This window comes from Mesorhizobium sp. L48C026A00 (assembly GCF_000502375.1).
GTDB lineage: Bacteria > Pseudomonadota > Alphaproteobacteria > Rhizobiales > Rhizobiaceae > Mesorhizobium > Mesorhizobium muleiense.
In genome coordinates, this window is record NZ_AYWU01000030.1 from 54,717 (window position 1) to 75,579 (window position 20,863).

Below are 20,863 nucleotides of genomic sequence, written 5' to 3' on the forward strand. Positions count from 1 at the left end.
CGCTGACGCCGCATTTGGTGCATCGGTTTGCGGATGACACTTCTGTTTTGAAGGATTGCTGCTGTTGAAGTGCAACCTTGAGAAAAGGAGATGGCCGAGTTGAGCCCGCTTCGCCGGCTCATGATCGAGGACATAACGATCGGTCATGACGCCCGACGCGCACGAGTTCATCCGTCGCTTTCTCCTGCACACGCTGCCTGACGGTTTCCATCGTATCCGCCACTACGGCTTCCTCGCCAACGGCAATCGCGCCGCTAAGCTCAGCCTGTGCCACAGGCTGCTGGCCGGATCGCAGCAGAACGAGCCCGAACCGGATGCCGAAAGCGCCATTTGCCTCCTTCCCAACGCAAATTCCCAACCAAACTGCTACCAAAGGAGACTGAAATGCAGAGTATCAGTCGCCGCTCGTTTCTAATGGGCATTCCTGCTGTCGGGGCGGCGGTACCTGTCGCATCGTTGCCCGCCGTCGCTTTGTCTGCCAACAGCGGCAGGCCACGCGTGAGCATCGACGAACTCTTAAACAACCTGACTCCTGAAGTCGCCGCCGAGCTTCGGGAACAGGTTCACGCCATGATCGAGCAGGCGGTAGCGCGCCATGCGCAGCCGATGGATAGCGATTCGTGGAAGGACGTTCAGGGTCCGATCAAGGTTGCTGCGTGGGGCTTTCATGCGGCCGAAACCGGAGCCAACAATACTGCAATTCTCCAGTCTGCGGTCGACCTCGTAATTTACGGAGTACTCAACGCGCCGATTGAACTGCCGCCTGGGGCTTCCATTCCGGTCTCCGGTAGGTTGTTCTTCGGTTATGGAAACACGTTTCATAACGCCACATTGCGCGGCCAAGGCAAGAGATATCGAGGGACTCTTTCGAACGGTTCCGGTACAGGGCTTCTGCATACCGGAACGGCACACTTCATCAACATTCAGTCCGGACGTGGCGTCTCCATGAACGACTTCACGGTCGCCGGGGATAAGGCGGCGTCATACGCGGCGATTATCTCTGCTGCCAGCGAAACAATACTTGACGAAGCAACTTGGACTGCAGTCGGTGGCAATGATAGGTTTTCGCCACATTGCGGAATTTCGATCGACGCCTACATAGGTGATTCGCCGGTTAGCCCCTATCCAGCCTACACGCCTCCCGAATGGACCGGGGCAACAGGCGGGTATACCAAAACCTCCAGCACCATGACTTCGTTTGATGGAGTGGAGGTAATCGGATTCAACACGGCATTCGGAAACTCGCTTGGGGATGCTGCCTCAAACGGCGACTTCAGCAGCTGGAATAAGTGTCGCGTTGAGGACTGCAAGTATGCCTGGAGCGTTGGCGGGACGCAATCGCGCACAATCGAGATTAAAAACAGTCAGGCCGCTCGCGTCCACACGGTTTTCACCAACTATAAGCATGGTGAACTTTCGGGCCGGTACGGTGGGTTGATTTCCAATGTCTCTGTTGGGTGTGCCGTACAGATTGTTGATTTTGCTGGATCAGCTTTTCTGGCTGGCATGGCGATTAGCAATCTGTACGGCGAGAGCATGTGGCGGATGGGCAACATAAGCTCCGCCGCCAGCTATGAGTATCCGATCAGATGGAGCGGGGGTCTCCAGAGCTATCTATGGCAGGACACCTATGGATCGCCTGGTTGGTTCCTCGAGGGGACCACCATGGCCGAAATAACCCTTAGTCAAATTGCGTTTACACTTGTTCCGTCTGTCCTGACCTTCAGGCCCGACAACACTGTCATCGACAAGTGCGTACTGAACCAAACCGCTCGGGATGACACGATCACCAATCTTTATGAGGCATACGCGCACAACGCCCTTGGAGGCGGTTTTGTTGTCGGATGCTGGAACTCGGCGCAGAACATCAAGGAGCAGAACCCAGTCTTTAGGCCGGTCAATGTTGAAACGGGTGTTCTGGAGACTATCCGCGCCTTGCAGAGCGATTACACGCTAACGACGCGCGAATATTGCTTGCCGATCTACCTGAGGCGGTTTCGTCCGGCTAGCGAACCAATGGGCGCGGCCTACACACGCGGAGTTCCCTCTCAGTCCATAGCAAAATCGTCGCTCTCCAGCATGACGCGTAGCGGGCGGTTGATAACGATGGTGCATACCTCATTATCGGATGCGCGGGCGCTTGACCGGGGATGGAACCCTGGCAACATCCTAGTCGATCTGGCCAGTGGCACAGTGCTGTTTATCTATTCCCGCATTGGCACGACCGTCAAAGCGATCATGCAGAACAACTACAAGGTGTCCGATGAAGACGAGTCGTTCACGACGTTCGACCTCGCTGCCGGAACCATGAACATTCTGAACGCCAACATTTTTGCGCTTCCCTTTACGACCACAGGGACGGTGACATCGGGAAGCGCCGTCATAATGGGCGTCACGAACCTTGCGGGATCATCGGCGCACATATCTGCAATCCAAGTTGGCGATTTTTATATGGGATGGTCGAACACGGGACTGTTTTCGGAAACCAACTCTGTCGTCACGGCTGTGGATGCAGGCGCTGGAACGATCACCTTGACCGGCAACGCGACACGTTCGGCATCCAATGTCGATCTTATGCTTTGGTCACGACCAGGGCCGGCAAATATCGTTCTTTAAAGGGCGATGTCTGCGTGGTAGGGGGTAAAGTCACTCCACCGGAACAACTCGCAATGAAGCATATATCGGAGGTACACCCTAGCGCGTCAGCCAGGCTATTCAGGGCAATGCGCTGGCTCGATCGGTTCCGCGGCTGGCGTCGAATCGCCCGCATTGCACCAAGTGAAGCGGCCTTCACGGTAGTCAACGGTTCGGTTGCTCATACGGGAACCTTCGCCTCAAAGCTTGACCGCGAAGTCTATTTGTTCGGCAGTTATGAAGCCGACTTCATTCGCGTCTTTCTCGATTTCATCCCATCAGAGAGACGGGGGGTTGCTCTTGATATCGGAGCCAATGTCGGGACACATAGTATGGCGTTCACCAGCCGCTTTGCGGCGGTTCACGCCTTTGAGCCCAACGAGCGTCTTTGGAAGACGTTCGAGCGAAACGTCGCGCTCAACGAGCTGGAAAACGTACATCTGCACCGGGTTGGATTGGCGGAATCTGCGGCCGATCTGCCCTTCTTTGACATCGGCAGAGACAATCTTGGCTTGGGGACGTTCTCAACCATCGAGCAATATGATCGTCCACTCCAGCAGGTTGGTGTATTCCGGGTCGAACGGGGGGATGACTATCTCGAAGCCAAAGGAATTTCGACGGTCGATGCAATCAAGATCGACGTTCAGGGCTTTGAGCCGCACGTACTGATCGGGCTCAACAAGACACTTGCCAAATCCAAGCCGGTAGTCTGGATCGAGATCGGAGGCGGGACGTTTGAAGACCTGAGTTCTCTCCGGCGCGTGCAGGAGCTATTCCCCTATCCGATCAAGATGCACCGCTTGGCCCAGCCTGAGGGGGTCGTTCGACGCCTGACGATTGAACCAGTGGTCAGCCAGAAATTGAAGCGGGGAAATTACCTGATCTCACCGCTGGATTAATCATTCTTCCGCCGAGCAAAGGTTAAAGGTGTCACCCCATGACCGAGCGGATCGTCAGTTTTGTCATGAGCGGCGGCGTCGGTTCACGCCTGTGGCCGCTGTCGCGCGAGGACAATCCCAAGCAGTTCCATGATTTTTCGGGCGATGGCTCGATGCTGGTCAAAACTTTGCACCGGCTTACGGCGCGGCCGGAGGGCGAAACGCCGGTCTTCCTGATTGCCTCGGAACGGCACGCCGACCGCGTTCACGCCGATCTCGCCGGCATCGACCTTTCCGGCGGCGGCCCCTTGTTCGAGCCGACCGGACGCAACACCGCCGCCGCCGTCGCCTTGGCGACGCTGCGCACCCTCTCCGAATTTGGCGACAGCCTGGTGCTGGTGGTCCCGTCAGATCATGAGATCGCAACCGCGCGGCAATTCTGGCAAAGTGTGGAAAACGGCGCCGGCGCTGCGCGTGCGGGCCGGCTGGTGGTGTTCGGCATTAAGCCCGGCCACCCCGAAACCGGTTACGGCTATATCGAGATCGCCGGCGAGACCGATGGCATCTGCGATGTCTCGCGTTTCGTCGAAAAACCGGACCTCGCGACCGCGCAGAATTACCTGGCGGCCGGCAACTTCTACTGGAACACCGGCATCTTCCTGTTTCGCGCCAGCGCCATGCGCGACGCCTTCACGGCTTTTGCGCCTGAGATCTGGAAGGCCACCGAGATTGCCCACCAGGCGGCGACATCGGATCTTTCCGGTCTCTATATGCCTCTGGAGCTCTACGCCGCGATTCCCTCGACGTCGATCGACTATGCCATCATGGAGCGCGCAAGCGACATCGCCATGGTGCCGGCCGGCTTCCGCTGGAACGATCTCGGCTCGTGGCAGTCACTGCTCGATGTCGGTCCGTCCGACAATGACGGCAATGTCATCGTCGGCGATGTCGTCGCCATCGACTGCGAGAACTCTTACATCCGCAGCGACAGTCGCCTGCTCTCTGCCATCGGCTTGAAGGACGTTGCCATCGTCTCGACCGCCGATGCCACCTTCGTCGCCCCGGTCAGCCGCAGCCAGAACGTCAAGAAGATCGTCGAGCAGCTCGAAAAGAGCGGCCGGCTGGAAACCAGGTTCACGCCCGCCGGTGATCGCGTGATCGAAAGCGGCGCCTGGCGGCGCCGTGTGCATCACTGGCTGTTTGAAGAGACGGTGCCGCTGTGGTCCACGGTCGGGGTTGATGAGCGCCATGGCGGTTTTCACGAGGCGCTCGGTTTTGACGCCACTCCGCTGAAGAAGCCCAAGCGCATGCGCACCATGGCCAGGCAAGTCTACGCCTTCGCTGTCGCCAGGGCGCGCGGCTGGGACGGGCCCGCCGACCGGTTGATCGGCCACGGCCTCGAATTCATGGCCAGGAACGGCCGCACCGACAATGGCGGCTGGGTGCGCACGCTCAATGTCGACGGCACGGTCGCCGACGCAGCCGAGGATGCCTATGATCATTCCTGCGTGCTGCTGGCGCTGGCGCATGCCCATATGGTCGGCAACCCTGATGCATTGCGGCTTGCCGAAGAAACGTTTTCGTTCCTCGACGCGCATCTCGAGGATCACCGCATGACCGGCTTTCTCGAAACGTCGAGCGGCGAGGGCGAACGCCGCTCCAACCCGCACATGCATCTGCTTGAGGCTTTTCTGGCCTGGCATCAAGCGACCGGCGAGCTCGCCTATCTTCGCCGCGCCGCGCGCATCGTCGATCTGTTTCGCAGCCATTTCTTCGATCCGGAGAGCTGGACGCTCGGCGAATATTTCGATCCCGAGTGGAGGCCGGCGGAGGGCGAGAAAGGTGCCTGGACGGAACCCGGCCACCATTTCGAATGGGCCTCGCTGCTGGTCGACTTCGCCGGGCGCAGCGGCCAGAGTGACCTGACCGGCTTTGCCAGAAAGCTCTATGCCTCGGCCATCGCCAACGGCCTCAATCGCGCCACCGGCCTCGCCTATGGCGCCGTCTCGCGGCACGGCTTGCCGCTCGACCTTGTCTCGCGCAGTTGGCCGCAGGCCGAAGCAATCAAAGCGGCGATTGCACTGGACGGTTCAGGCGGCCCCGACCTCAAGCCCGAGATCGAAGCGCGTGTCGGCCGCCTGTTCCGTTGGCACATCAACCCGGCACCGCTCGGCCTGTGGATAGACCGGATCGACGAGCGTGGCCGCTCGCTGGCGACCGATGTACCGGCAAGCATCTTTTATCATCTGGTTTGCGCGCTGACCCAATATCTCGACAGCACCGTCGGTGAATCTCGATAGAGCAGTTGACGGAATTTCTTCGATTGAAATGGATGCGACCAGGCGATCGTCCGAACGTCTCCGCCAGAGGTGATTGAGACACGTGCTTGGCCGCGGCGGGAGTGAGGATTTTTGTCGTTCAAGAAGATAAGCTTGCTGGCACTCGTTGCCTTGGCGTTTGCGGTTGGCTTCCTTGCCATTGTCGTGAAAAAAGGGACGCCTGTTCGTCCGCCAAAGCCGCAAGCGGCACTTGAGCCGTTTGACGGCAAGCTCTCCATCCAGGCAATCGATGATCTTCGGGTCGGCAACCGCAAAATTGTGCTATGCGGCGTGGCGTTTACCAAGCCTCAATCTCTGCGTGCCATTGTAACGGACGCGGCGCGCCGGGACTACCAAGGGCTCGCCCTGACTTGTAAGCCGGTCGGCATGGGGACGCCTTGCGACGGCAATGTCGCCTCAAAGTTTGGTGATGCCATCGTTGTGCAATGCCTCACGTCCGATGGCGCGGATTTGGCCGCCAAACTTGCCGAGAGTGGCATCTTGTGCGGACAGCCGGCGCAGGCAGGTTCGGCCTACAAATCTTGCTTGTCAGGCTCATAGTTCACGCTGACTGCCTGTCATAAAACGAAAGACAGAATGTGCGATAAGGCCCACATTAAACAGAGTCGACCACAAGCATTGGCGCGATGGCCCTCAAACGCCACAAAATAAACTTGCCTTTCCGACAATTTCCACAGTGGCCGGCACGAAAATGGTAGATGCAAGCGAGTGTGTCCAATGAAACACATGAGAAACCAAAAAGTCATCTCGCAATTGCGAAGCATGTTGGAATCAATGCAAAAAGCTGTTACGCGCTTTTCATTACCTTGGTGCCCGGGTGGGGCCGAGGTGCGGCGGGACAAAAAGGATCGAAACGAATGAACCTCACTGTAAAAGTTGCGTTGGCCGGATTTGTCGCCTCGATCGGTTTCGGCCCGGTTTCGTCTTTTGCTCAGGATGAGTCTTGCACCTGTACGACACCCTATCAGGGGACCGCGAGCTCGATTGGTTCCATCGGGCGCGCCAATGGCGACGTAATGGTTTCGCAAGCCGCGGGCTATGGCTCGGCCAAAGCGGGAAATGCGCTGGATTTCGGCAGCCGCATAGTGGTCGGTGCCAACGGGGCGGCCTCTGTTAATGTCGGTGGCTGCAGCCTGGATGTGCCTGCGAATTCAAGCCTCGACATTTCCCGTGTCGAGAACAATATCTGCCTGAGAGTTGTGGGTTCCGAGCAGACGGCTGGCGCCGTTAGCTCTGAGCATACGGGTCAGATTCCCCCGGGCGGCAACCGGTCCAACACCCCTCTCTTTATTTTTGGGGGCATGGTTGGTGCGGCTGGTATCTTGGCTGCAACGCAGGATGACGGCGACGGCCGCGGCGGCGGCGGCGTAAGCCCTTAAGGTGCCCAGTAGACAATATAGCAGAGCCATGTGACTACCTCTGCTATGTTGGCGCGGCGGATGGAGTCGGGATATTAATGGAATTCGTCAACCGTACCACTCTATCACTTGAGTTGAAGCTGATTGCGCTTCGTCTTGAGCGAATTCGACTCGCCCGACCCGGGGGCACCGTGACGGGTGGCGCGGCAACGCTGGTCATTGGCTTGCTCGCTGTCAGCGAATAGCTTGAATTTGGCATCTACCGCATTGCATGGACTTGACGAATGCGTCATTCGCTATCGTGCGGGTGGCGCATTTACCTTTTATTCGGGAGAAGTCGTCAGTTTGCTTCAGCGCGGCCACCTATGATCGACCTGCATTCCCATATCTTGCCCGGTCTTGACGACGGCTCGCCCAGCCTTGCTGAATCGCTGGAAATGGCACGGCTGGCGGTGGCCGACGGAACGACCCATATGGCGTGTACGCCGCATATCGTGCCAGGCATGTACGAAAACGGATCGGCAAATATTGCCCTCGCGGTTCAAGAGTTGGAACAGGCGCTGCGCCGCGCCGCAATACCGCTTGCTCTTTACGTTGGCGCCGACGTGCATATAGCGCCCGATCTGCCGGAGCAATTGGAGCTGGGCAGCGTGCCGACCTTGAACAGATCTCGCTATTTTTTGTTGGAGCCGCCGCATCACGTCTTGCCGCCGAGGCTGGAAGATTTCGCTCTGCGCCTCATAAACGCCGGGTTCGTTCCGATTCTTACCCATCCTGAGCGGCTGACATGGATCAAGGCAAATTACGACATTGTCGAGAAATTGAATGCAGTGGGTTGCCTAATTCAACTTACCGCAGACTCGATTGTCGGTGCTTTTGGACGCACGGCGCTTTACTATTCGGAAAAGCTTATTGACGAGGGTAGAGTAGATATTATCGCTTCGGACACCCATGGCGCCACCCGCCGGCGCCCTGGGCTTTCGCAGGCGGTTGCCGTTGCCGCGAAGCGATGTGGGGAAGATGAGGCCCGCAATATGGTGTTGAAACGTCCAGGCGAAATATTGGCAAACCGGCCCCTCGAGCCGGTCGGAAAGGCACGCTCGAAGAAGTCAAGCCCCGGCACCGTCGGTCGCTTTGCAGCATTAGGGCGCATGTTGAAGGGTGGGGCAGCGTAATGGGCCGGTTTCATTTCGCAAAAAATTATGCGGGCGCGATATGTGCGTTGCTCGCGTCGCTCTCGATGTCTGCCTGCACGAGCACCTCATCGACCACATCATCGTCTTCGCCAACATCGGTTGATGCGCTGCAACTGACGTCATCGTCGGCGCCGCTCTCCGGCGGCGGCGCCCTGCAGGTCGTAAAGGAACTGCCTGCGCCGCAAAACAGCCAGAACGGCAACGAGCAGCCCTTGTCGCCTAACGATGTGCTCGAGGTGAATGTGTTCCAGGTCGACAATCTGAACAGAACCGTTCAAGTCGACGCCGGCGGGCAAATTTCGCTTCCACTTATCGGAACCGTCACCGCGGCAGGGAAGACCGTCCGTCAGCTGGAGCAGGAAATCGAAACCGCCTACGGCGCCAACTATCTCCAGTCGCCCGATGTGTCGGTCTACATTAAGGAATCGATCGGACAGCGTATTACCGTCGACGGCGAAGTCACCAGGGCCGGTATTTTTCCGGTGTCGAGCAATTCTTCTCTTATCGATGCGATCGCCCTTGCAGGAGGGTTCAATGCCGTTGGAGACGCAAAAAAGGTCTTTGTTTACCGCAATATCGGCCCGAACACATTGGTCGCAAATTACAATGTGGAAGAAATTCGTGCTGGCAAGAGCCGCAATCCACGTATCTATGGTGGCGACAAGATTGTCGTCTTCGCCTCGAAGTCGAAAATTGCGCTGAACAACCTCAAGGACGCCCTCGGCGTCGCCTCGAGTGCAGCCCGTATTGCGGTGATCCCGTGACGGTAAATCGCAGCCGGCCAGATAAACCTAGGATTACCTCGCACCATGCTCGATCGTAACAGACAGCATCAAATCGCGGGCCCAGCGCATGGCCAGGCCTTATCCGCCGAACTGTATTATGACGGTGCGCAAAACTATAGCCCGTATGGACGCGATTCCTCCGAGCAGGATGAGCGGTTCAATCCACTTAAGCTACTCTTCTACGTTGTCCAGTATCGGTGGCTGATCGTCATGTTAGCGGTGGCCGGACTTGTGGCCGGCACCGTTGTTACGATGATGCAGACCCCAAAATATCGTGCAACAACGCAGTTGGAAGTACTGGTTCCATCAGCCAAGGTCTTTCAAGACATCGAAGTGGTTTCTGAAAATGCTGACGTACGCGCCTTTCTGACCGCCCGGGAAAAACTCAGAAGTCGTGCGTTGGCACAACGGGTCGTGTTCCAGTTGGGGCTTAGTGAAAAGCCGGATTTCCTGTTTCCGACTCCGAATTTCTCGCTTAGCAATATTTTCTATCGTGCGTTCGGAATATCAAAATCGCCTTCCATAGAAGAGAAAACCCCAGAGCAACGTGAGAAGATTGCGATCGGTCGCGTTATGAATGACCTCACGGTCACTAATGTCACCAACACAAGCTTGCTGTCGATTGCGTTTGCCGACCAGAACCCGAAATATGCAAGTGACATAGCGAATCAGGTCGCACAAAGCTTTATCGATCAACGCGTCGATCAGACCAGCGAAACCTCAGACCTGGCACGGCAGTTCATCCAGGAACAGGTTCTGCAGGTAAAGCAAAGGCTCCAGAAATCCGAAGAGGAACTGGTTGCTTATGCCAAAGATGCGGGCATTACAGTAACCGGTGACGCCAAATCGCTGATAGGATCGAACATCGAGGCCCTGAATACTGCCCTCGCAACGGCAATCCAGGATCGTCTCGATGCCGGACGGGTGGTGGACCAGATAGACAAAGGTCGCGGGTCGAGCCTCGGCCCAGTCCTGGAAAGCGAGGGTCTGCAGAAGCTCAGCGAGAAGCTGGCAGATTTGACCAGCCAGTATCAGCAGAAATTGGGTATATTGAAGCCTGGTTTTCCGGAGATGCGGCAGCTCCAGTCGCAGATCAAGGAGTTGCAACGGCTGTATAATAATGGTGTTCTGGCTATAACGGATTCACTGAGGTTGAAATACCAGGAGGCGCAGAACAAAGAGATAGACCTTAAATTCAAACTAGCCGAGTTGGAAAAGCAGCAGGTCATCTTCAACGACAAAAATATCAAATATACGATCCTAAAACGGGAGGTTGATTCAAACCGGTCCCAGTATGACAGCTTGATCTCCAAGCTCAATGAGGTCGGGGTGAGCTCTGAACTCAAGACACAGAGTGCAGCAATCGTTGACTTCGCCGCACAGCCGACTTCACCCTATTCTCCGAGCCTGTCAAAAAATCTTGCACTGGCACTGGCTCTTTTTACGGCTTTGAGTGCGGCGATTATTTACATTATTGAGCTACTGAACAACACCTTCACCAATCCTGAGCAGATCGAAAAGGAATTGGGATTGGCGATGCTCGGCATCTTGCCGCTAGTCGATGATAGGGAACTCATAGCCAGCGTCACCGATCAGAAATCAGGACTGTCCGAAGCCTACCGTTCGCTTCGAACCTCGTTGCAATTCTCCGGCGCTGAGGGCGCGCCGCGATCGTTGCTGGTAACGAGTGCGGAGCCGTCAGAAGGCAAGTCGACCACCTCGTTCAAGCTCGGACAGGATTTTGCAGCGCTCGGCGCCAGGGTTCTGATCGTCGACGGCGATCTTCGGAAGCCCAACCTTCATCGGCTGTTTGGTCTCGACAACACCATTGGGCTGAGCAATCTGCTGACGAACACCGTTCGCAAGGAGGATCTGGCCAGCATTTTCAGGGCGACGAAATATCCTAATGTGACCGTTCTGACTTCCGGAACGATCCCGCCGAACCCTGCGGATCTTCTCTCTTCGCCAAAAATGGCGCTGATCGTCACCAATCTCGGCAAGCGCTTCGATCTTGTCATAATCGATGCCCCGCCGGTCGTCGGCCTTTCAGATGCGCCCATACTCAGCCGGCTTGCCGAGGGCACATTGATGGTCATTTCTACCAATCAGGTCACGCGCAAGTCGGCGAAGACAGCGTTGAAGCGCCTGCGAGCTGCCGGCGCGAACGTGGTCGGTGCCGCGATGTCGAAGTTTGCAGTGAACAAGTTCGACTACAACTACGCCTACAAATATATGAACTACCAGTATTACGACTACGGCACGAGCACCCCGAAAATTGAGGGCAAAGTCGATGATGGAGCAGACCAGCCCGCTTATGCGAAATCTCCGGCGTTCAGGCGTTTGGTTCGTCGCATCCGTTCTAGCGTTGGCGGCTTCATCGATCGGGCTAAGTCGGTTTCTTGAAACTGAAACGCCAACCGTTTCCCTCGCGCTGGATCCGTTGAACGTCAATGCTTTGATAGGCGAGATTACCAACGACCTGAACGATGCGAGCAACACTCCTGATCTCGACGCAATGCTTGCCGAGATCGAAAGCGCGCTTCGCTTTGACCTTGCGGACGCGCGTCTCTATAGCCTGATCGGCGAGATCAAGTACCGAAAGGGTGAAAAAGACCGGGCCTATGAATTTTTCGACCAAGCCCGAAAATTATCCAAGACAGAAATCCACGCGCTCCAGAGGTCAATAGGTCGCTCGATCGAAACAGGCGATTTGTCTGGGGCCGTCGGCGAGATCGATATCCTGCTGCGGCGATGGCCAAATCAATTTCCGGCGATCGCCGAGGGGCTGCCGACAATCCTCTCGAACCCCGATGGATATCAGGCTGTGCTGGCAGCCATCAGGGCCGCGGCGCCCTGGAGGGCCGATCTGTTGGTCGCGCTGGGCAAAACCCCCGCCGGGCTTGATTTCGCAAATCGGCTGCAGCTCGATTTGACTGGGTCGAATGCGCCACCAAACTCGAACGAAGTCTCTGCTGTGATCAAAGGCTACATTGGTCAAAAGGAATATGAACGGGCGTATCGGTTGTTCCTTTTCAGTCTGTCAGATCAGGAACGGAAATTGGGCGGGTATATTTTCAACAGTACCTTTGAACCGGTGCGGAGCGGCAAGCCTTTCGATTGGCAAGTCCACGATCAGTCGGGCCTGGAAATTGCGTTTTCAACATCGACCGATTCCGTCGAAGGCGAGGGTGGGGCGACGGTGCGGTTCTTGAATACGCCGGTTAAGCATGCAGCGCTTTCGCAGTATATTGAATTGCCTCCTGGTTCGTACAAGATTTCCTTGCTTGCTTCTGCAAGAAACCTGAAGCTTCCAAAGGAATTGTTCTGGTCGATCTGGTGCGTGGGTGCAGACAGCGAAACAGCGCGGTTCAATATTCCGGAGGGTACATACAATCGCCAAGCGCTCGGTCAGGAGTTTTCGGTGGAATCGGCCGGGTGCCCCATGCAATTATTGAGGCTGGAGACTGCCGCCATTGCCGAGAGCTGGCGCTTTCGCTACGTCGGCACGTTGGTAATGCACAAGCTGTCCATCGAGAGACTTTCATCTTGAGCGACCGGCCATCGGAATGGGATAAGTATCTCCTCGGCTCGATTCTGTTTGTATCGCTGCTGATCGGCGGTGGCACTGCGAGCGGGCTTTACACGGATACGCTGATTGAGGTTGCGGCAATTGTCTCGGCAGCGGCGGTCTTTTCGCAGGCCTCTGGCCAAAGAATCCCCCATTCTGTTCTGTGGCTGCTTATCTTCGCTGTGGCGCTGGTGGTATTGCAAATCGTTCCGCTGCCTGCGGCGACATTCAGCGGATTGCGTCCGGAGCTGTTGCTCGCAGATTCCGAGCTGGTTGGAGAAACCCGATTTCGTTTTGTCAGTGTCGGCGTTGGACGGACGATCGAATGTCTGTTGTATCTGGTGGCGTTGACGGCGTTTTTTTTGAGCGTATTGCGTTTGCGTGTCGCGCAGGTCCAGGCCCTTCTGCCGTTCTTTTTTATGGGTGTTATCTGCAACGGCTTGGCAGGCGCGATTCAATATTCGCTTTCGGATGACATCGCCATCGAGGGATTGTTGCCTTTCACGATAAACGCCGGGCTTTTTGCCAACGAGAATCACTTTGCGGCATTGCTTTTTGTATCTATTCCCTTCGTCGTTTATCATGGACTGTTTCGCGGGCATCTGTTGTCCGGATCGCTCGGGCTGGTCACACTTTTGCTGCTCCTTTTGGCCGTCGGTTCGCGTGCCGGCGTTCTGATCGGTCTGGCGACTACCGTACTATCCATAATCTTTCTTTCAACGCGTTCCAGGGTGAGTGGGATTGGCATCCTTGCCGTTTTCATAGCACTTTCAGTGTTTACGATAGGCGCATGGACGAAGGTCGAGGCCGAAGCTATTGATCGTGATTTCGGGCGAGGAGAGTTCGCTCGCACCACCATCGAGGGGATCAAAGAGAATTGGGCGACGGGCGTTGGGTTTGGGAATTTTCAAAAAGCCTACCAGATATACGAAAAAGAAGGGATGATTTTTGAGAAGTACGTAAATCATGTTCACAATGAGTATCTCGAAATAGCTTTCGAAGGCGGAGTTCTTGCTGTTCTATTGATGACGCTTTATTTCGTGATGCTTCTTATGGCGCTTACTAGAGTTCGTCGCGATCCCCTTCAAAAGGCGGCGTTTCTCTCGGTGTCGTTTCTTCTCATTCATTCACTCGTCGATTATCCCTTACGGACCGAGGCGCTTGCAATGACGTTTGCCTTTATGAATGCCATTATCTTCCACAAAGGATTTGCAGCCCGTTCGGCCCAGAAGAGTGAATTGATCGAGATCGACCACAACGGTGAAAAATTACTTGTCCCCATTGGAACGCCGTCCTAGCGCCTGCTGGCGACGGCTCTGCGATCTGGGCAGGAATTTCCGGGTTCTGGTGCCTGCGTGGAAAATTCTTTCTCGAACCATTCCAGCGCAGGCCTGTCTTGCATTGTTATAGATAATGGCGATCTGCTAGAACGCCTGCACGAAAAGAACATCGTCCAGAAGTGAAGCTTGGGCCGGGCCGCTGAAAATTGCGCCTGATGCGTCGATGCAAGACCTGGGCGGCACGAGAGAACGCTTAAAGTCCATGAACATCGCGCTTACGCATCTGAAGCGGCTTGAAGCCGAATCCATTCACATCTTTCGCGAGGTTGCGGCGACCTTCGCCAAGCCGGTCATGCTCTATTCGGTTGGCAAGGATTCCTCCGTGCTGATGCACCTTGCGATGAAGGCGTTTTATCCGGCCAAGCCGCCCTTTCCCTTTCTCCACGTCGACACGACCTGGAAATTCCGCGAGATGATCGCCTTTCGCGATCAGATGGCGCAAAAGCTCGGCTTCGATCTCCTGGTCCATGTCAACGGCGATGGTGTGCGCGATAATATCAATCCCTTCGACCATGGCTCCAACACCCATACGCATGTGATGAAGACCGTGGCGCTGCGCCAGGCGCTGGACAAATACGGCTTCGATGCAGCCTTCGGTGGGGCGCGGCGCGACGAGGAGAAATCGCGCGCCAAGGAGCGGATCTTCTCTTTCCGCAATGCCCAGCACGTCTGGGATCCGAAGAACCAGCGGCCGGAGATGTGGAAGATATTCAACACCCGCGTCGCGACCGGTGAATCGATCCGGGTCTTTCCGTTGTCGAACTGGACTGAACTCGACATCTGGCAGTACATTCTCCAGGAAGACATCCCAATCGTGCCGCTCTATTTCGCAAAGGAGCGGCCGGTCGTCGAACGTGACGGCATGCTCATTCTGAGGGACGACGACCGCATGCAGTTGCGTCCCGGCGAGACGGTGGAGAACCGGCTGGTGCGGTTCCGCACGCTCGGCTGCTATCCGCTGACCGGCGCGATCGAATCGGCCGCCGACACGCTGGAGGCCATTGTTGGTGAAATGCTCACGGCGCGCACCTCAGAACGGCAGGGCCGCCTGATCGACCGTGATGAGGCCGGGTCGATGGAAAAGAAGAAGCGCGAGGGGTATTTCTGAGCATGCGCCACATCACGGCCGAGAGCCTCGCCCCCACCGACGGCATTCGCGACTATCTGGCGGTGCAGGAACAAAAATCGCTGCTGCGCTTCCTGACCTGCGGTTCCGTCGACGACGGCAAGTCGACGTTGATCGGGCGCCTGCTTTCGGACACCAAGCAGATTTTCGAGGACCAGCTTGCTGCGCTCGAGCGTGATTCGCGCAAGCACGGGACGACGGGCGACGACGTCGACTTCGCGCTGCTGGTCGATGGCCTCGAGGCCGAGCGCGAGCAGGGCATCACCATCGATGTCGCCTATCGCTTTTTCGCCACGCCAAAACGCAAATTCATCGTTGCCGACACACCCGGCCACGAACAATACACGCGCAACATGGCGACGGGCGCGTCGACTGCCGATCTGGCCATTGTGCTGATCGACGCCCGGCAGGGCGTGCTGCGCCAGACAAGGCGCCACTCGATCATTGCTTCGCTGCTCGGCATCCGGCACATTGTGCTCGCCGTCAACAAGATCGATCTCGTCGGCTTCGACAAGGCGGTGTTCGAACGGATCATTGAGGATTATCGGGAATTTTCGCACAAGCTTGGCTTCGAGACGATCGTGCCCATCCCGATGTCTGCCCGTTACGGCGACAACGTCACCAGCCGCTCGGATAAGACGACGTGGTATTCCGGCCCGACGCTGATCGAACATCTGGAAGCCGTGTCAGTCGATGAAGCCGTTGTCGAACTGCCGTTCCGTTTTCCGGTGCAGTATGTGAACCGCCCCAATCTCGATTTTCGCGGTTTTGCCGGCACGATTGCGTCCGGCTCCATCTCACCAGGCGACGAGGTCGTTGTCGCCAAATCCGGCAAGTCCGCTCATGTCAGGCGCATAGTCTCGCATGGCGGGGATCTGAGCCAGGCGGTGGCCGGCCAGGCCATCACCCTTGTTCTCGACGACGAGGTCGAGGTCTCGCGCGGCAACATGCTGGTGTCGCCGGCGGCGCGGCCGCTGGTCGCCGACCAGTTCGCCGCCAACATCGTCTGGTTCGACGAGCACGCGCTGCTGCCGGGCCGCTCCTATATCCTGCGGACCGAGACCGATCAGACCAGCGCTACCGTCACCGACCTGAAATACCGCGTCAACGTCAACGATTTTGCCCATGAGGCGGCCAAGTCGTTGGAAATGAACGAGGTCGGCATTTGCAACATCTCGACGCGGGCGCCGATCGCCTTCGATACTTTCGCTGAAAACCGCACGACCGGCGCCTTCATCCTGATCGACCGCATCACCAACGCCACGGTCGGCGCCGGCATGATCCTGCATTCGCTGCGCCGCGCCGAAAACATCCATTGGCAATCGCTCGATGTCGGCAAGCATGGCCGCGCCGATCTGAAGAACCAGCGGCCTGCCGTGTTCTGGTTCACCGGGCTCTCGGGGTCGGGCAAGTCGACCATCGCCAACCTTTTCGAGAAGAAGCTGTTCGCCACCGGCCGCCACACCTACATCCTGGATGGCGATAATGTCCGCCACGGGCTCAATCGCGATCTTGGCTTCACCGACGCCGACCGCGTCGAAAACATTCGCCGCGTGGCCGAAGTGGCGCGCCTGATGGCCGATGCCGGGCTGATCGTCATTGTTTCCTTCATTTCGCCATTCAGCGCCGAAAGGCGCATGGCCAGGGAATTGATGGCCAGCGGTGAATTCGTCGAGGTGTTTGTCGACACTCCCTTTGAGGAATGCGCCAGACGCGATCCGAAGGGCCTCTATGCGCGGGCATTGAATGGCGAAATCAAGAATTTCACCGGCGTCGATTCACCGTATGAAGCCCCGGAAAATCCCGAAATCCATCTCAAGACACTCGGCAAGTCGGCCGAGGAGATGGTAGAGGCCCTGGAACTCTGGCTGAACGAGCGCGACATTGCCGAAAACCAATACGATAGCGGCGGCGGTATCTGACGACGAAGCGATGCTCGGGGTGTTCGAGCGCCTTGCCCTGGCGGCGGGGCGAGAGGTGATGCGTGTTTTTGATGCCGGCTGCGCGGTCGACCAGAAATCTGACAGCTCACCAGTGACCGAAGCCGATCGCGAGAGCGAAAAGATCATTCTCGCCGGGCTGCGCGCGGCGTTCCCTGATATCCCTTGCGTGGCTGAGGAAGAGGCATCGGCCGGCATCGTGCCGCCCGATGTCGACGACGCCTTCTTCCTGGTGGATCCACTCGACGGAACCAAGGAATTCGTCAATCGCAGGACCGACTTCACCGTCAACATCGCGCTCGTTCGCCACGGCGTGCCGGAGATCGGTGTGGTCTTTGCGCCATGCACCGGACGCTTCTTTTCCGGCCGGCCGGGCAGGGCGGAAGCAATCGATATCAATGGCGATTACCAGATCATCGGCCGTCGGCCGATTTCGGCCAGAACGGGCGTGGCGCCACTGACCGTCGTCGCCAGCCGGTCCCACAATACGCCGGAGACCGAAGCCTATATCCGCACGGTGGGCGCTGCCGAGATCGTCTCGGTCGGCTCGTCGCTGAAATTCTGTCTTGTCGCCAGCGCCGAGGCCGACGTCTATCCGCGCTTCGGCCGCACCATGGAATGGGACACCGCGGCGGGTGACGCGGTGCTGCGCGCCGCAGGCGGGATGACGCGCTCGCTCGATGGTCAGCCGCTGGCCTACGGCAAGCGCAACCAGAGCGATGACGTGGACTTCGCCAATCCGCATTTTATCGCCAGCGGCAAGGCTGCGGGCCAGTAATCTCCCCCCTTGAGGGGGAGATGTCGCCGAAGGCGACAGAGGGGGTCGCCTCAGCAGGTGCGCGCATATGGAAACGAAAGAGGGAGGGAAAGTCGGCGCTTCACGCGTGGCGACCCCCTCTGGCCTGCCGGCCATCTCCCCCTCAAGGGTGCGCGCCTATGCGGCGGCGATTTGCGCCGAATTCGAGCCGATATAGTTCCGAATGGTCTCGATGATCCGGTCCTGGTCGGCCTCGCTCAGATAGGGATGCATGGGCAGGCACAGGATACGCTTCGGCAGCTCCTCAGAAACGGCAAGACCTGTCGGCGTGCGCGGATAGTCGCGGTAGGCGATCTGGCTGTGCAGCGGCTTCACATAATAGATCACCGACGGGATGCCTTTTTCCCCGAGATGCGCCTTCAGCCCGTCGCGCTTCGGCGTCTCGATGGCATATTGCGCCCAGGCCGAACGGCCGCCGTCCAGATTGCGCGCCGCCTTGACGATATCGCCGAGGCCTTCGGCATACCGATTGGCGACCGCTTGCCGGGCAACCATCTCGTCTTCGAGAATGGCCAGCTTCTCGATCAGGATCGCCGCCTGCAGAGTGTCGAGCCGCGAATTGATGCCGACGCGGACATTGTCGTATTGGGTTTCGCCCTTGCCGTGGAAGGCGAACGAGCGGAGCTGTTCGGCCAGCGCATCGTCATTGGTGAACATCGCGCCGCCGTCGCCATAACAGCCGAGCGGTTTTGCCGGGTAGAAGCTGGTCGAGCCGACCGCGCCGAACGAACCCAGCATCTTGCCGTCGCTCGAGCCGCCGATCGCCTGGGCGGCATCTTCGATCACCATCAGCCCTTCGCGGTTGGCGATGGCCATGATCGCCTCGTAATCGGCGGCGAGCCCGAACAGGTCGACGGGTATGATCGCCCTTGGCTTCAGCCGGCCTTCCGCCTTGATCATGACAATGGCCGCCTCGAGACTGGCGATGTCGATATTGTAGGTCTGCGGATCGACATCGACAAAAACCGGCTCGGCCTTGGCCAGCGCCACCACTTCCGCTGTGGCGGCGAAGGTGAAGCTCGGCACGAACACCGCGTCACCTGGACCGATGCCGGCCGCAAACAGCGGCAGCAGCAGTGCGTCAGTGCCGTTGGCGCAGGCGACGACATGCTTGGTGCCGACATAGGCGGCGAGCTTATTTTCGAATTCGGTTACCTCAGGTCCGAGAATATAGCGCCCCTCGTCGACGACGCGGTCGATGGCGGCTTTCAGCCTGTCGCGGATTCGTTCGCGCTGCGCGCCAAGATCGATGAACTGCATGTCGGCCTCAAAACGGGACTAGCCAGGTAACCGGCCGCTGGTATCAGAGTTGGCGCGGCCGAGAAAGCTGCACGGACCAATCGACGAATTGCTGAAATGTCGCAGCCTGTTACCTCTCAGTCCGACAGGTTCCCATCAGACGCCGGAAATCCGGGGCTTTGTTGCGCACGACACGGCCTTGGTGTCGCATGCGCTCGGCTGGGCGAAACATAAAGTGATGATGTTTTAGCGCATCTTCAGCGCATCGCCGTCCAATCAGGCGATTTCATGCCGCCAGGGCGGATTGGCGCCGGCGCGCGACACGGTTACCGCCGCAGCCTTGGCGCCAAGCGCCAGCGCCTGGTGGATGGCGTCTTCCGACAGATTGGCGATCGCCTCCTTCGACAGCAGGCCTTGCTCGTGCAGCGAGGCCAGGATGCCGGCGTTGAACGTGTCGCCGGCGCCGACCGTATCGACCACCTCGACCTTGTCCGGCACGACCGTGACCTTGTGATCCCTGGTGTAGCCGATGGCGCCTTCGCTGCCATGGGTGACGACGATCAGCGTCGGACCGCGACCCAGCCAGTTGCGGACGACGTCCTCATGCGAGCCGGCTTCGCCGAACCAGTTGAGGTCCTCGTCCGACAGTTTTACGATGTCGGCCATGGCCATCATCGAGCGGATGCGCCTGAGATGCCTGGCCTTGTCCGGGATGAAGTTTGGCCGAATGTTGGGGTCGAGCATCATGACGCGGCGGCTGTGCTCGCGCCGCATGAATTCCTCATATGCGGATCCGGCCGGCTCCGAGATCAGGCTGATGGCGCCGAACAGCATGGCTTTGATCTCGCTGCCGAGTTTCGGCAGGTCGTCGATGGTCAGCATGCGTCCGGCTGTATTTTCGTCGTAGAACGTGTAGGTCGCCTGGCCGTCGTCCAGCCGTACGAAGGCGAGCGTGGTCGGCCGGGGCGATGTGTGCGCATAGGTGGAACTGACTTGGCTTGCCCTCAGCGCGTCCTTGAACTGGCTGCCGAACAGATCCGTCGACAGGCCGGAAAAGAAACCGGCGGGCGCGCCCAGCCGGCCGAGCGCTATTGCCGTGTTGAACACCGCGCCGCCGACATAGGGGGCAAAGGCCGGCTCGCCCTCAGTCGTGGTGCGTGGCAGCATGTCGATCAGGGCTTCGCCGCAACAGAGGATCATGGTTTCCTGGTCTCCGGCGGATAGATCACACCCTTGCGGATGATGATGTTGGCGTAGAGCCGCGGCTCGCTTGTCGCGACGATCGCGTGCGCGGAACGGACCCGTTGATAGAAGTCGGCGCCGGCAAGCGCAACCACCTTGCGGCCCGGAGCACGCCTGGCGCAGATCGCCTCCATCTCGTGATGAACGGGATCGGCAATCAGTGGATCACCTTTGACCGAGGCGCGAAACAGCGCCTCCGGCACTGCGTCGTCGACAGGCAATACGCTGAGGATGGCGTCGAGCATCGGTACGAGATGATGGCCGTCGGCGCGGATGAGCCGGTGCGCCTGCTCTTTCGCCGGGTAGTTTCCGTCGACAAGGGCGATCTCGTCGCCATGCCCCATGGCACGCAGCGTCGCCAGCAGCTGTGGACCGAGCAGCACCGGAATCCCGATCAGCAT

General features: G+C 58.1%; 16 protein-coding genes and 1 pseudogene. 14 read left to right on the forward strand and 3 right to left on the reverse strand.

Features of this window, described 5'->3' with window-relative positions:
* Positions 1-142 precede the first annotated feature (142 nt).
* The 14 genes and pseudogenes from X738_RS83540 to cysQ all read left to right on the forward strand — a co-directional run.
* A pseudogene (locus tag X738_RS83540) lies at positions 143-319 on the forward strand (transposase); the annotation flags it as partial.
* 65 nt (positions 320-384) lie between these two features.
* Positions 385-2,616, forward strand: a complete 2,232-nt coding sequence (locus X738_RS86390; protein ID WP_198032909.1) for a hypothetical protein — start codon at positions 385-387, stop codon at positions 2,614-2,616.
* A gap of 107 nt (positions 2,617-2,723) precedes the next feature.
* Positions 2,724-3,533, forward strand: a complete 810-nt coding sequence (locus X738_RS74190) for an FkbM family methyltransferase (protein ID WP_023802778.1) — start codon at positions 2,724-2,726, stop codon at positions 3,531-3,533.
* Between the two features lie 38 nt (positions 3,534-3,571).
* Positions 3,572-5,812 (forward strand): AGE family epimerase/isomerase, encoded by a 2,241-nt coding sequence (locus X738_RS74195; protein WP_023802779.1) that lies wholly within the window; start codon positions 3,572-3,574, stop codon positions 5,810-5,812.
* A gap of 111 nt (positions 5,813-5,923) precedes the next feature.
* Positions 5,924-6,391 carry a hypothetical protein gene (locus X738_RS74200; RefSeq protein ID WP_023802780.1) on the forward strand — a complete coding sequence of 156 codons (468 nt, stop codon included), beginning with the start codon at positions 5,924-5,926 and terminating at the stop codon, positions 6,389-6,391.
* Between the two features lie 158 nt (positions 6,392-6,549).
* The gene (locus tag X738_RS74205; RefSeq protein WP_245277813.1) at positions 6,550-7,230 is read left to right on the forward strand and encodes a hypothetical protein; all 681 of its coding nucleotides are present in this window, start codon (positions 6,550-6,552) and stop codon (positions 7,228-7,230) included.
* Between the two features lie 344 nt (positions 7,231-7,574).
* The gene (locus tag X738_RS74210; protein WP_023802782.1) at positions 7,575-8,384 is read left to right on the forward strand and encodes a tyrosine-protein phosphatase; all 810 of its coding nucleotides are present in this window, start codon (positions 7,575-7,577) and stop codon (positions 8,382-8,384) included.
* Positions 8,384-9,169 carry a polysaccharide biosynthesis/export family protein gene (locus X738_RS74215; RefSeq protein ID WP_023802783.1) on the forward strand — a complete coding sequence of 262 codons (786 nt, stop codon included), beginning with the start codon at positions 8,384-8,386 and terminating at the stop codon, positions 9,167-9,169. The genes X738_RS74210 and X738_RS74215 overlap by 1 nt, the downstream gene beginning before the upstream one ends.
* 45 nt (positions 9,170-9,214) lie before the next feature.
* Entirely contained in the window at positions 9,215-11,593 is a 2,379-nt protein-coding gene (locus X738_RS74220) for a GumC family protein (protein ID WP_023802784.1), read from the forward strand.
* Complete coding sequence (locus X738_RS74225) at positions 11,481-12,740, forward strand: tetratricopeptide repeat protein (RefSeq protein ID WP_036270281.1); 1,260 nt, start codon at positions 11,481-11,483, stop codon at positions 12,738-12,740. Before X738_RS74220 ends, X738_RS74225 begins: the two co-directional genes overlap by 113 nt.
* A complete protein-coding gene (locus tag X738_RS74230; RefSeq protein WP_023802786.1) occupies positions 12,737-14,056 on the forward strand; it encodes an O-antigen ligase family protein in 1,320 nt (439 codons plus the stop codon). The genes X738_RS74225 and X738_RS74230 overlap by 4 nt, the downstream gene beginning before the upstream one ends.
* A 244-nt stretch (positions 14,057-14,300) precedes the next feature.
* Entirely contained in the window at positions 14,301-15,206 is a 906-nt protein-coding gene (cysD, locus tag X738_RS74235) for a sulfate adenylyltransferase subunit CysD (protein ID WP_023802787.1), read from the forward strand.
* A gap of 2 nt (positions 15,207-15,208) precedes the next feature.
* Positions 15,209-17,146, forward strand: coding sequence for a sulfate adenylyltransferase subunit CysN (gene cysN, locus X738_RS74240; RefSeq protein ID WP_023802788.1), 1,938 nt, complete (start codon positions 15,209-15,211; stop codon positions 17,144-17,146).
* A 10-nt stretch (positions 17,147-17,156) separates the two neighbouring features.
* Positions 17,157-17,942 (forward strand): 3'(2'),5'-bisphosphate nucleotidase CysQ, encoded by a 786-nt coding sequence (gene cysQ, locus X738_RS74245; protein ID WP_023802789.1) that lies wholly within the window; start codon positions 17,157-17,159, stop codon positions 17,940-17,942.
* Between the two features lie 156 nt (positions 17,943-18,098).
* On the opposite strand, the gene X738_RS74250 is transcribed toward cysQ, so the two are convergent.
* From X738_RS74250 to X738_RS74260, 3 genes are all read right to left on the reverse strand, one after another.
* Positions 18,099-19,241 carry a DegT/DnrJ/EryC1/StrS family aminotransferase gene (locus X738_RS74250; protein ID WP_023802790.1) on the reverse strand — a complete coding sequence of 381 codons (1,143 nt, stop codon included), beginning with the start codon at positions 19,239-19,241 and terminating at the stop codon, positions 18,099-18,101.
* A gap of 255 nt (positions 19,242-19,496) precedes the next feature.
* On the reverse strand, positions 19,497-20,420 hold the full coding sequence (locus X738_RS74255) for a carbohydrate kinase family protein (protein WP_023802791.1): 924 nt from the start codon (positions 20,418-20,420) through the stop codon (positions 19,497-19,499).
* Positions 20,417-20,863, reverse strand: a complete 447-nt coding sequence (locus tag X738_RS74260; protein ID WP_023802792.1) for an RbsD/FucU family protein — start codon at positions 20,861-20,863, stop codon at positions 20,417-20,419. The genes X738_RS74255 and X738_RS74260 overlap by 4 nt, the downstream gene beginning before the upstream one ends.